The organism is Thermoanaerobacterium thermosulfurigenes (assembly GCF_051201035.1).
Classification (GTDB): domain Bacteria; phylum Bacillota; class Thermoanaerobacteria; order Thermoanaerobacterales; family Thermoanaerobacteraceae; genus Thermoanaerobacterium; species Thermoanaerobacterium thermosulfurigenes.
Window position 1 is genome coordinate 24208 of record NZ_JBPODR010000024.1, and the last position, 12453, is coordinate 36660.

General features: G+C 34.4%; 12 protein-coding genes. 1 reads left to right on the forward strand and 11 read right to left on the reverse strand.

What is annotated here, in order from left to right; genetic code table 11:
* Positions 1 to 9: 9 nt before the first annotated feature.
* From HNR52_RS09400 to HNR52_RS09445, 11 genes are all read right to left on the reverse strand, one after another.
* A complete protein-coding gene (locus HNR52_RS09400) occupies positions 10 to 1665 on the reverse strand; it encodes a family 14 glycosylhydrolase (protein ID WP_435620426.1) in 1656 nt (551 codons plus the stop codon).
* A 176-nt stretch (positions 1666 to 1841) separates the two neighbouring features.
* Positions 1842 to 2666, reverse strand: a complete 825-nt coding sequence (locus HNR52_RS09405) for a carbohydrate ABC transporter permease (RefSeq protein WP_435620432.1) — start codon at positions 2664 to 2666, stop codon at positions 1842 to 1844.
* On the reverse strand, positions 2666 to 3544 hold the full coding sequence (locus tag HNR52_RS09410; protein ID WP_013787417.1) for a carbohydrate ABC transporter permease: 879 nt from the start codon (positions 3542 to 3544) through the stop codon (positions 2666 to 2668). The genes HNR52_RS09405 and HNR52_RS09410 overlap by 1 nt, the downstream gene beginning before the upstream one ends.
* A gap of 76 nt (positions 3545 to 3620) precedes the next feature.
* Positions 3621 to 4961: an ABC transporter substrate-binding protein gene (locus HNR52_RS09415; protein ID WP_013787416.1), complete on the reverse strand. Its 1341-nt coding sequence runs from the start codon at positions 4959 to 4961 to the stop codon at positions 3621 to 3623.
* Positions 4962 to 5262: 301 nt separating this feature from the next.
* The gene (locus HNR52_RS09420; RefSeq protein WP_435620427.1) at positions 5263 to 6234 is read right to left on the reverse strand and encodes a gluconeogenesis factor YvcK family protein; all 972 of its coding nucleotides are present in this window, start codon (positions 6232 to 6234) and stop codon (positions 5263 to 5265) included.
* A 51-nt stretch (positions 6235 to 6285) separates the two neighbouring features.
* Entirely contained in the window at positions 6286 to 7140 is an 855-nt protein-coding gene (rapZ, locus tag HNR52_RS09425) for an RNase adapter RapZ (protein WP_435620428.1), read from the reverse strand.
* 5 nt (positions 7141 to 7145) lie between these two features.
* The gene (locus HNR52_RS09430) at positions 7146 to 7877 is read right to left on the reverse strand and encodes a PHP domain-containing protein (protein ID WP_435620433.1); all 732 of its coding nucleotides are present in this window, start codon (positions 7875 to 7877) and stop codon (positions 7146 to 7148) included.
* Positions 7878 to 7884: 7 nt separating this feature from the next.
* Positions 7885 to 8790, reverse strand: a complete 906-nt coding sequence (murB, locus tag HNR52_RS09435; RefSeq protein ID WP_013787411.1) for a UDP-N-acetylmuramate dehydrogenase — start codon at positions 8788 to 8790, stop codon at positions 7885 to 7887.
* Positions 8791 to 8947: 157 nt separating this feature from the next.
* A complete protein-coding gene (locus tag HNR52_RS12280; RefSeq protein ID WP_013297276.1) occupies positions 8948 to 9118 on the reverse strand; it encodes a YrzR-like zinc ribbon domain in 171 nt (56 codons plus the stop codon).
* 13 nt (positions 9119 to 9131) lie between these two features.
* Positions 9132 to 11528: a heavy metal translocating P-type ATPase gene (locus tag HNR52_RS09440; RefSeq protein ID WP_435620429.1), complete on the reverse strand. Its 2397-nt coding sequence runs from the start codon at positions 11526 to 11528 to the stop codon at positions 9132 to 9134.
* Between the two features lie 17 nt (positions 11529 to 11545).
* Positions 11546 to 11860 (reverse strand): DF family (seleno)protein, encoded by a 315-nt coding sequence (locus HNR52_RS09445; protein ID WP_435620430.1) that lies wholly within the window; start codon positions 11858 to 11860, stop codon positions 11546 to 11548.
* Positions 11861 to 12035: 175 nt separating this feature from the next.
* Between HNR52_RS09445 and HNR52_RS09450 the strand changes: the two genes are divergently transcribed.
* Positions 12036 to 12188, forward strand: coding sequence for a DUF1540 domain-containing protein (locus tag HNR52_RS09450; RefSeq protein ID WP_013787408.1), 153 nt, complete (start codon positions 12036 to 12038; stop codon positions 12186 to 12188).
* Positions 12189 to 12453: the final 265 nt, after the last annotated feature.

Below are 12453 nucleotides of genomic sequence, written 5' to 3' on the forward strand. Positions count from 1 at the left end.
TTTTATTGATTAATTTTGCCATGTAATGGTGACACTACCAGTCCCAGATGTCGGCACAGTATAAGTATGATTCGAGCCACCTTCCCAAGTTACATTTCCTGAACTATCAATTTTTACAGCTTTAAACTGTATCTGCTCACCAGGTAATAGATTAAGCGTTATTGTCCAAGTAGGATAATTAGGGCATGATGCAGGACCACGGGCATAGGTTGTATTCCAATTTCCAAGATCAGATGTACTACCAACAATATATACATTTTGTCCATAATAAGTTGTCGCATTGTTTATTGTAAATGTAACTGGTATCGTACCGTTAGGCGTTAGTGTAACTATATTAATTACAAAAGGAGCCATCTCTGATGTCACAGATCCATCACTATTTACAATATTCGAAAGTCTTAAAAGTGTAAATCCAGAAAAATTATATCCTGTTAATTCATTTGCACAATTCACATAAGCTTGATTGTTGTTGGATATAGCCAAAGCATTTTCTCCATTGTGGACTATACCTTTATTATTAGCAAGATTAGCTACATAATGGACTAACGTCATAGGTGCAGAATAATATGGACTTACATATGCATTAGAATCATCCATTTCAAGACATGTAAATGTCATAGCAAGATTAGATGCCTTAAATTGATCGAGTAGCGTGCTATAATTATAATAACCGGCACAATATTCTGCAGCATGTGGCATTGTCGGACTATTATATAGCCAATGCACTCCAGCTATTTTTGCTCCTATTGGAACATTAAATACTGGATCAAAGCAGCTATGAGCTACAGAAGCAATATTGGCTAACTCATTAGTCAAAACACTTTGATACCATGTCAAAAAGTCATTACCATAAGTAGTTTTATAACCATTTGTAAAGAAATTATCACCATCTGTAGGTGGACTAATTTGAGAAAAATCAGTTAGGCTTGTACCCCATGCACTATTAACTGCTGCTATAGTTCCATATTTAGACTTCATAGCATTTTGAAAACTTGTTATAGCCGCTTTACTATAGCACTGCAGCGAGCCACGTCCAGGATATGTCCATCCATGCGAAGGATTATATGAAGGATATCTTAATTCTCCAGAAGGGCCTCCAGATATATATATTTTAGTAATTATATCTTTATAGCTGCTAAAATTTGATGCAAAAGATGAATAAAATTCATTATAGAGTTGGGTTAAGCCAGAATACCATGGACTTACTGCTTCATTATCCCAATTTCCGGCTTCATCCTTATACTGCATATTATCTTGGGTATCTTTTGTCCATACCCATGACGGAATAGGTATATTTACTGTATCACCAACATTACCTCCACAGGCATGCGTTGACATTATTGGAACCCACTTCAATCCCGCAGCGCGTACGGTATCAGCATATGTCTTATAATAACTCCAGTCAAATTGATTTTCACCTGCATTTTCAACATAGCCCCACCAAATATCTGTTGTTATACCATAAACACCATTATTCTTTAAAGTTATCAATTGATCTTTGAATGCATTAAAATCTGTGACTTTTTCTAATGGACCCATTACAAAAACTTTGAAATTTGGTGCTATGCTTGCATTAGCAGTTACTATAGAAGATGCAAAAATTAATGATGCCGTTAACAATGTCAAAAACAATTTTTGACCCAACCTTTTAAAAGCTCCAATCATCTATTTTTATTTTCCCTCCCATCATACGATAAAAATAATATAATCACTATTTTTTGCCGCCAAAAATTTTAATAAGATATTATTTTGCCAATAGTTCCCACCCCTTTCAATAATTATATTCAGTTTCTATCAAATTTCTATTTTAATATCACCTCCTAACTATAATTTTGCTTTACCTACTGCTTTACAGCACCAGCTATTATAGCTGTGACTAATTTTCTCTGTGCCAAGAAGTAGAAAATTACAACAGGTAAAATTGCTATTGTCAGTCCTGCCATACCGAGATTCCACTGCTTTGTGTACTGGCTAAAGAAGTAAAAAATCATTAGTGGAAGCGTCCTGGAACCGACTTTGTTTATGACTAAAGATGGCAATAAGTAGTCATTCCATATCCACATAATATCCAAAACTGCAAGGGTGATCGTAGTAGGATTTAATAATGGCAGTATGATATTCCAGTAGATTCTAAATCTACTACAACCATCTATTAAAGCTGCTTCATCTAAAGATGTCGGTATTCCTTTTAATGCGCCATAGTATAAAAACACACCTAAACTAGATCCAAATCCCAAATACATGAATACAAGTCCTGACCTTGTAAGAAAATGGAACTTACCAAATTCCGCCACTAAAGGAATCATCACCGATTGAAATGGAATAAGCATAGCTACTGTAAAAATCATATATATAACTACACTACCTTTCTTTTTTACTCTTTGAAGTGCATAAGCCGTCATAGAGGAAAATATTGCAATAATCAAAATGCTAACAACAGTTATTATTAATGTATTGGAAAATGCTTCACTTAAATTTAAATTTGCGGCTGCCGTTTTATAATTATCCAACATCAGACTTTTTGGAAGTGACAATGTGTTTGTAAATAGCTCTAATTTTGTCTTGAAAGAATTAACCAGTATTATATAAAAAGGAGATATCCATATCAATGAAAGTACAATTCCTAAAAATGTCAATAAATATTTTTGAACATGAACTTTTTTCATCACATCTCAACCTCTCTTTTCTGTGTCAAGTAAACTTGGACGATAGAAATAACAGCAATTATTAAGAACATTATTACTGCCTTTGCCTGTCCTACAGCCATCTCTTGAGCTGAAAAAGCTGTTTGATATATATTAAGTGTTATCATTTGTGTAGTATTGCCTGGTGCTCCAGCAGTTAATGATAAGTTTTGATCAAACAGTTTAAATGAATTTGAAAGCGTAATAAATAAACTTACTGTAAAAGCTGGCGCTATAAGTGGAAATACGACATTCCTAAATTGTTGCCATGAATTTGCACCATCAATCTTTGAAGCTTCTATTAAATCAGTAGGAATGCTTTCAATATATGCTATATAAATCACCATAACATAGCCTATCATTTGCCATGATGTGACAATCACAAGACCCCAAAAGCCAGTATTAGTTGTTGATAACCAGCCTCCAAGCCATCCAATATGTGTAGCATCTGAAATTGTTTGAAATACATCTACAAAAATGAAATTCCATATAAATCCCAATATAAGTCCACCTATTAAATTAGGCAAATAAAATGCTGTGCGCATAAAATTTCTGGCAAATATTTTTCTTGTAACAAGCATTGCAAAACTTAGTCCCACCACATTTATAATTACGATGCATGCTACAGCAAATTTAGCTGTAAAAAATATTGAATTCCAAAACTCAGCATCATCTTTAAGTGCCATAAAATTTTTCAATCCAATAAATACTGGTTGATTTATTCCATTCCAATCTGTAAATGAATAATATATTCCTATAATAAATGGTATTAATACGACAATAATAAGCGACAATAGTGTTGGAGCTATAAAAAGCCAATACCAAATACCGTTTTTAAAAAATTTAGCTTTTTTTCCCATTGTATTACCTTCCTTCTCATTCATATTTGCAAAGTGGGAGAATACGACTATACTCTCCCACTATTATCTTTAATTATTATTTTCTTGCGTCTGCCCAGGCTTGTTTAGCATGTGAAATTACTTTATCCCAAGTTAATGAACCGTTGACATAAAGCTGAATATCAGCACCGAGAACATTTTGACCCCAATTGTTTGGATATCCCATAAATACCCATCCATATGTCTTTCCTTGGCTTGCTGCCACAAACAGTTGCATTCCAAGTGGATCTGATATGCTATTAGAATTGTACCCAGTATATGCCGGCACAAACTTAAACTGTTGAGTAACTATCTGTTTTCCTTCATCTGATGTGTACAACCAATCTAAGAAATCTTTAGCAGCTTTTTGAACATCTGCTGGTTTATCACTGTTAACTGCCCAATACATCGGAACACCTTCAGGATATGAATCTTCTTTATATCCTGGAACAGGGTATGGCAACATCCCTATATCATTTTGTGCAAAATTCTTATCTAATGACTCTAATGTAGGATATACCCAGTTGCCTTGCTGAATCATAGCAACTTTTCCAGTTCCAAAAAGCTTTTCAACTTGCGTGCTGTAGTCAAGACTTGCTGTAGGTTGCACTGAATATTTATTCTGAAGATCAATCATCTGCTTCATTGCATCGCCATACTTGAATTCTACTGTCTTAGCATTAAATGCTTTCATAACATCTCCATCAAATTCTGGTGACAAAAATGCATTTGATAAATGGAGACCAGTAACCCAAGTTTCTTTTGCTGGAAAAGCGAATACAGCATCAATACCTAATTCTTTCTTCTTTGAATCTAACGTCTTTACAGCATTCACCAACGCATCAAAGGTCTTAATGCTGGATGGATCAATACCTGCCTTACTGAATATCTGTTTGTTGTATATTAATCCATATCCCTCTAAATCAAATGGTAAACCATAAATTTTGCCGTCTTGTGTCACACCAGTAAGAGTACCAGGAAGAGCAGCTTTTGCAGCTTTTGTATCTGACAAATCAGCTAATTTTGGCTTCCATGTAGCAACATCTTGTGGTCCACCTACATTGTATATTGCAGGCTCCGAACCTGAATTGAATTTGGCTTTTAATGCAGCACCGTAATCTTGTCCGCCACCTACAGTTTCTAGATTGATTTTAACATTAGGATTTTCTTTCATGTAAGTATTTATAGCATTCTGAAGAGCATCTTTTATTTCAACTTTGAATTGGAATATATCTAACGTCACAGGTTGACTCGTAGTCTCAGTTTTATTTTGAGTTGAGCTATTTTCTGAAGTTTTGCTCTGATCAGATTTAGTACTATTTCCGCACCCTGTTAACATCACTGAAAATGACATTAAAAGTACCAAAAGCAGTGCAATCACTTTTGAGGTTTTCCTCATAATTAAAATCCTCCTCTTTAATAAGCCAATTTTTTCTATTGACTTATACTATTTTTAATTATAAAATTTACGCAGTTCCATATTCTAAACTGTTTAATTGATTTTACCCAGTCTCTTGTGATTTTCTTTTTGTTTTATATATAAGCGTTTTCACGAAATTTGAGTTAAAACTGATTGACATTCCCCCTTATCTCGATATTTCATAGAAAATTGCAACCGGTTGCGCTTTACTTAATTATATTTTATATCCTTTAATTACAAAAGTCAATAGATTTATTTATTAAATTATTACAAATTTTTATCATCCAATTAGCCCCATTAGTATCTCTGCAAGCTTTTGCTCATCATGCCTTATATAGTTGTTTCTTATTGCTAAAACATCTTTTTCAATGACCTTTATTCCCCTTTTTTTAAAGCTTTCTGCATCATAACCTACAGGTTGCGACATGTCTTCTTTATATCTATCTTTGTACTCATAAGGAATTTCACCATTATTTACTATGATATAGTCAAGAGATTTTAACCCATGTAGAAAAAGTGCATCAACGTGTGCATTGGCATCATAACCAATTGTCTCACCAGGTTGCGTCATTATATTACACACATATACCTTAATTGCTTTTGACTCTTCTATTGCTTCACAGACATCATTAACTAATAGATTTGGTATTATGCTGGTGTATAGACTCCCAGGACCTAAAATAATTTCATCAGCTTCCATAATATCTGTTAAGGCTTCTTTTACCGGTTTCGCATCTTTTGGCTCCAAAAATATCCTTTCTATTGGACTTTTTTCTTTCATTTGCAGCTTCGGTATTAAAGATTCTCCATCTATAACTATCCCATTTTTTAACTTAGCCTTAAGTTTGACGTCATCCAATGTGACAGGTAAAACCTTTCCTGATACAGCTAAAACCTCGCTCATCTTTTTGACAGCTTCTTCAAAGCTATTTGATATGCCATTCATTGCGGCTAAAAAAAGATTTCCAAAGCTTTGTCCTTTAAGCATCCCATCAGTAAACCTGTATTGTAAAAGCTTTTCCATTGTAGGCTCAGTATTTGCTAACGCCAATATACAGTTTCTTATGTCTCCAGGAGGTAACATGCCTAAATCCTCTCTCAGTACACCAGAACCTCCTCCATCATCTGCAACTGTTACGATTGCAGTAATATTATGGGTATACTTTTTAAGTCCTCTAAGCATAGTTGATAATCCTGTACCACCGCCAATTACTACAACTTTTGGACCATTTAAGTAAGTAAAATTCTTCATACAAGCAACCCCTTTGCAATAAGTCATCTAAAAGTAAAAGAATACTATCGCTTATTCTTCTCTAATATCTCTATGATTTATTATAGCTGTGTAATCCCTTTTTCTCAGTAAATTGTACAGTGCATTCGCAATTGTTACAGATCTATGTTTACCGCCTGTACATCCAACAGCTATTACAAGCTGTGATTTGCCTTCCCTTATATAAAATGGCAGTAAAAACTCTATCATGTCTTCCAACTTATTTAAAAATTGTTTTGCTTCTTCCCATTTCATAACATAATCCATTACTTTTTTATCATTTCCGGTAAGTGGTCTAAGTTCATCTATATAGTACGGATTTGGCAAAAACCTCACATCGAATACAAGATCGGCATCAAGGGGTATACCGTATTTAAATCCAAATGACATTACATTTACGATTATACCTTTGAATTTTCTTCCTTCGATGAAAATATTGTACAATTCCTGTTTAAGCTGAGCTGCAGTTAAATTCGTCGTGTCAATGATGCTGTTTGCCATTTTTCTTATTTCCGCAAGTTTTTGCCTCTCATCCTTTATTCCATCTATTATGGAGCCTCCATCTGTAAGAGGATGTCGTCTCCTTGTTTCCTTAAATCTCTTTATCAATGCTTCATCTGAAGCCTCCAAAAAGATTATTTCATAGTCATACTTATTTTTCTTTAGATAGTCTATAGCAGAAAAAATATCTTTAAATAGTTGTCCACCACGTAAATCCATGCCAAGAGCAACTTTATCAATATCTTTAGAGCCATAAAAGAGATCAGCCAACTTCGGTATCAATGCTGGAGGAAAGTTGTCAATGCAAAAGAATCCGATATCCTCCATCGATTTTAATGCTTGGCTTTTCCCTGCACCTGAAAGACCGGTAATTATCACAAATCTCATTTGTATCACTCCTTAGCATTTATTATATCATTTGTTGTAAGTCCCGCTTCTTTCGCAATTTCGATTCCTCTTGCAAAATCGCCAACTCTCGACGGTGTGTGTGCATCGCTGTCAATTACGAATTTTGCACCAACAGATTTTGCTATTTTCACGTATTCTACAGTCATATATCCGTGGCTTGAGTTTATCTCAAGAGCCGTTCCTTTAGCTTTTGCCGCTAAAGCAAGTCTCTTTGTATCTATATCGACTTTTGCTCCAGGATGTGTAATTATATTTATATTGTATTTATTTATGGCTTTTATCATTGCATCTGTATTCTGCTCTCTTACAACAGTTTTTAAAGAACTAAAGTATTTGCTGGCTGCATTTTCCCAAAATAGATGAATAAAGTTATAAAAATCAAATGGCGCAACACCCGTATGATAACCCATAAGCAGTATATCTATATATTTTAAAAGCTCATCATCCACATCGATATCGCCATTTAAGCTTATAAGATTTGCTTCTACTCCCATTAAAACCTTTATATCAGGAAATTTCTCATTCATTCTGTCTATTTCATCTCTGATTTTCCTGTAATTGCGACTCCTTACGCCAAAAAATATATGCCTCGGTCCATGATCAGTAATAGCGATTTCTCTAAGTCCTTTTTTAATTGCAGCTTTTACATTATCTTCAATTGTACCTTTTCCATGGCTAAATACAGTATGTGTGTGATAATCAGCAAAAATTTCCATCCTTAAATTACCTTTCACCAATTATTTTAACTTCCGTCTCCAGATCTACGCCAAATTTGTCTTTGACTGTTTTTTTAATGTATGCAATTAGATTTAAAACGTCATCTGCAGTCGCATTACCTTTATTTATGATAAACCCACAATGTTTTTCAGACACTTGCGCACCACCGATTGTATATCCACTAAGTCCAGCATCTTGAATCAATTTCCCTGCATAAAATCCTTCTGGCCTTTTAAATACGCTTCCAGCACTTGGGTATTCCAGCGGTTGCTTCATTTTTCTCAATCCATTTAATTCGTCCATTTTTGCTTTTATGTCTTTATAATTTCCTTTTTTTAAGTGAATCCACGCTCTTATTGCAATCAAATTATCTAACTGTATTAAACTGCTTCTATACCCAAATCTCATGTTGCCATTTTTTACTTCATAAATAGAACCATCTTCATCAATAACTTCTACTTTTTCAACTACGTCTTTTATTTCAGGACCATACGCCCCGGCATTCATTGTGATAGCACCACCTAATGTGCCTGGTATACCGCTGGCAAATTCAAACCCTGTGAGTTCATTGTCAAGAGCTGTATTTGCAATCGACGAAAGCAATGCACCAGCCTCCGATACAATCATCTCACCATCTACAGAAATTTTCCTAATAGCAGTAAGTTTTATCACCACACCCCTTATTCCTTTATCTGAGACTATGATATTTGTTCCGTTACCAAGTATAAAATAAGGTATATTTTCGGCTTTTATTAACCCCATAACTTTTATCAGTTCATCCACGCTTTGAGGTATAACCAGTACGTCCGCCGGACCACCAATCCTAAAAGATGTATGTCTTGACATAGGTTCATTTATATATATATCTTCATCTGAAACCACTTTCTTTAACATTTCTGCAATCTTTTCCAATATATCAACTCCCTACATGTATTTACAGGAAATTTTCGTTCAGTAATATTTTATCAACTATTCTCATGTTTAATTCCTTTTTGTTTTCCTCTTAGAGTATAGCACTTTTTTAAAGCATAAAAAAGACAAAAAAATAGAAGGCTTTTTAAAACCTTCCTCAAACATTGTAACATACTTTAAATCTTTTACTAATGCAGCCCTCAGAGTCATAAACACTAACAACAGCCGTACACTTTTTGATCTTAATCTCGCAATTGCAATCCCTGCAAAAATATAGGTTATTGCCTATTTTACCCACATTAGTGCTTTTGCAATTTGGGCATTCCATATAACTCACCTCACTAATTAGCTGATCTGAACCTCCTCAGCCTTAAGGCGTTTGACACAACTGATACTGAACTAAATGCCATTGCACCCCCTGCAATAGCTGGATTTAAAAGACCTGCTGCAGCAAATGGAATTCCTATTGTATTGTAGATAAAAGCCCAAAACAGATTCTGATAAATATTTCTCATGGTAGCTCTGCTTAATTTTATCGCTGTCACTAAACTCATTAAACTACCACTTATAAGCGTGATATCTGACGTCTCAATTGCTACGTCCGTTCCAGTCCCTATAGCAATACCTAAATCTGATTGTGCTAACGCTGGAGCATCATTTATGCCATCTCCAACCATTGCAACTATTTTACCCTGTTTTTGTAACTTTATAACTTCCTCCGCTTTTTTTTCTGGTAAAACTTCTGCTAATACGTGATCAATACCAACTTGTTTTGCAATGGCCTCAGCAGTTCTTTCATTGTCACCGGTTATCATGTATACATCTATGTTTAAAGCTTTTAATTCTTGTATAGCCTTTGCTGAATCTTCCTTAGGTACATCGGCAACCGCTATTACACCTAAAGCCTTACCTTCAGATGATAGAATCATAACAGTTTTGCCTTCATTCTCAAGCTTTTCTAAAGAAAAACTTATGCCAGATGTATCTACGTTCTCTCTATCCATCAACCTTCTATTCCCAATATAATATTCTTTTTCGTTAATTATAGCACAAATACCGTAGCCTGGTATAGTCTCAAATTTGCTCGGATCTGGCAATTTTTCGCAGTTTTCCTTTGATTTATTCACAATTGCTTTGCCAAGCGGATGCTCAGAATTTTTTTCAGCTATTCCAGCAATATACAGCAAATCGTCTTCCTTCAATTGACTAAATGAAATGACATCGGTGACTACAGGTTCTCCTTTTGTAATAGTACCGGTTTTGTCTAATACAATAGCATTAATCTTTTTTGCTTTTTGCAAATATTCGCCACCTTTTATAAGTATGCCATTTTCTGCACCTTTACCTGTACCTACCATGACAGATGTAGGCGTTGCAAGACCTAATGCGCAAGGACATGCAATTACAAGTACAGATACTGCACTTATTACACCTTCGTTAAGATTTCCTAATACAAGGTACCATATCAAAAATGTAACAATTGCTATTCCAATGACTACAGGTACGAAAACTCCTGATACCTTATCAGCGATCTCTTGGATAGGTGCTTTTGAGCCTTGTGCATCCTCAACCATTTTTATTATCTGTGATAGTACCGTATCTTTCCCGACCTTCGTCGCTTTAAACTTAAAAGTACCTGTCTTATTTATTGTCGCACCTATTACTTCGTCATTGACATTTTTATCAACAGGAATGGATTCTCCAGTTATCATGGATTCATCTATAGCAGAACTTCCATCTACAATTATACCATCTACAGGTATTTTTTCACCTGGCCTTACTACAACTATATCTCCTACCTTTACTTCTTCAATAGGTATGTCTATTTCTTCTCCATTTCTTATGACCCTTGCAGTTTTCGCCTGAAGCCCCATAAGTTTTTTTATTGCTTCAGATGTTTTGCCTTTTGCTATAGCTTCAAGCATTTTTCCTAATGTAATAAGAGTAATTACAACGGCCGACGCTTCAAAATACAAATAATTGTGTACTTCTGACATAGGCTTAGTAAAAACATTGTACAAGCTATAAAAATATGCAGCAGATGTACCGAGAGCAACTAATGTATCCATGTTGGCTGACATGTTTTTTAAATTATGCCAAGCACCTTTGTAGTATCTATATCCAATAATAAATTGAACTGGTGTGGCTAAAAGTATTTGAAACCACGGCGCTTCTAAAATTCCTGCAGGTAATTTAAAAACTTTTAATACCATAGCAAGAAGAAGCGGAAAAGTCAAAATCGAAGATACAATCACCAAAGCTTTTGTTTTTTTTATCTCGGCTTCTCTCTCATTTTTTTCATAGTCTAATGCATTATCTTTTTTTTCTTTCGCATCATAGCCGATGTCTCTTATGGCTTTTGCCATCTGTTCTACACTTATAGCATCTGAATTATATTCCACAGATGCCTCCTCTGTGGCAAAATTAACGCTTGCTTTATATACACCAGGCAATTTATTCAAAGTCTTTTCTATTTTAGTAGCACATGAAGCACATGACATGCCAATCAATACAAGATCTGCTTTGTCCCTTACTACACCATATCCTAAATCTTCAATTTTTTTCGTCATATCATCTATGTCAACTTTTTCTGGGTCATACACAACTGTGGCTTTCTCAACCGCTAAGTTAACATTAGCTTCATCAATTCCTTCTAAATTTTTAAGACCCTTTTCTATGCGAGCGGCACAAGACGCACAAGTCATGCCGGTAATTTTTAAAGTAGCTTTTTCAGGCATATAATCATCTCCTTAAATTATACTTCTAATGCCTCATCAATAGCTTTTAAAATCATTTCTTTAGGTGGCACACCGGAATTACGTCCATTCACTTTATACACTCTGCATCCATAAAGAGGTTCATCATTTCTTCTCTCTTTTTCTATGTCTTCTCCATTGATATGAATTGACGGTGAACCTAAAAATTTATATCTATATGCATCTTCTTCAGACTCTATCTTTACTATTTCTATATCATCTTTAATATTTTTTTCTGATAAAACTTCTTTTAACAATTTTAAAGCTGGCTCTGAATTAGGACATCCTTCGAAGTATAAAAAACGAATTTGCATTAAAAACACTCTCCTATTTAACCGTTTTATACCCCTTAAGGGTATTGCAATTTTATTATATAATTCCGATATGTTTATGTCAATATTATTTTGACGTCTTTTCATAAGCTTATGTATAACTACATCCTTTATGCAAATAATAATTCTTGATTAAAATCAATTGGAGGTGTTCTTTATGAATGCAGAAAGCGTAGTAAAATGCGGTGTTAACACATGCGCATATTGGAAAGATATGAGATGCCATGCACAATCAATCGAAGTGAATCCAAAGACCCCGACAGCAAAAACCAGCGCAGAAACTGAATGTACAACATTCAGGTCAAGATAAAAATATTTTAAAAGAGCTGAATAGTTATTTATTTCAGCTCTTTTTTACGAACTAAATATATTTTATGGAAAGCCTTATGGAGTCTTCAGGCGGTAAAAGGCGGAGAAAGTGCTTTGGTCTTCATAAGATCTTTATAATTGCATTGTATAATAAAATCACAATAAAAAAACTAGACCAGCTAGTAAAAGTCAATAGGTTTTAAAAAGAAATTTAAAATTTTTTACGTTGTAAAAAAGGGTATAGCAAACAAACTCAATTAAGAGCC

What these genes read in the sequence shown, in the direction of transcription:
- HNR52_RS09400 (WP_435620426.1), bottom strand. Translation starts at nt 1,665, where the DNA reads ATGATTGGAGCTTTTAAAAGGTTGGGTCAAAAATTGTTTTTGACATTG.
- HNR52_RS09405 (WP_435620432.1), bottom strand. Translation starts at nt 2,666, where the DNA reads ATGAAAAAAGTTCATGTTCAAAAATATTTATTGACATTTTTAGGAATT.
- HNR52_RS09410 (WP_013787417.1), bottom strand. Translation starts at nt 3,544, where the DNA reads ATGGGAAAAAAAGCTAAATTTTTTAAAAACGGTATTTGGTATTGGCTT.
- HNR52_RS09415 (WP_013787416.1), bottom strand. Translation starts at nt 4,961, where the DNA reads ATGAGGAAAACCTCAAAAGTGATTGCACTGCTTTTGGTACTTTTAATG.
- HNR52_RS09420 (WP_435620427.1), bottom strand. Translation starts at nt 6,234, where the DNA reads ATGAAGAATTTTACTTACTTAAATGGTCCAAAAGTTGTAGTAATTGGC.
- rapZ (WP_435620428.1), bottom strand. Translation starts at nt 7,140, where the DNA reads ATGAGATTTGTGATAATTACCGGTCTTTCAGGTGCAGGGAAAAGCCAA.
- HNR52_RS09430 (WP_435620433.1), bottom strand. Translation starts at nt 7,877, where the DNA reads ATGGAAATTTTTGCTGATTATCACACACATACTGTATTTAGCCATGGA.
- HNR52_RS12280 (WP_013297276.1), bottom strand. Translation starts at nt 9,118, where the DNA reads ATGGAATGCCCAAATTGCAAAAGCACTAATGTGGGTAAAATAGGCAAT.
- HNR52_RS09440 (WP_435620429.1), bottom strand. Translation starts at nt 11,528, where the DNA reads ATGCCTGAAAAAGCTACTTTAAAAATTACCGGCATGACTTGTGCGTCT.
- HNR52_RS09445 (WP_435620430.1), bottom strand. Translation starts at nt 11,860, where the DNA reads ATGCAAATTCGTTTTTTATACTTCGAAGGATGTCCTAATTCAGAGCCA.
- HNR52_RS09450 (WP_013787408.1), top strand. Translation starts at nt 12,036, where the DNA reads ATGAATGCAGAAAGCGTAGTAAAATGCGGTGTTAACACATGCGCATAT.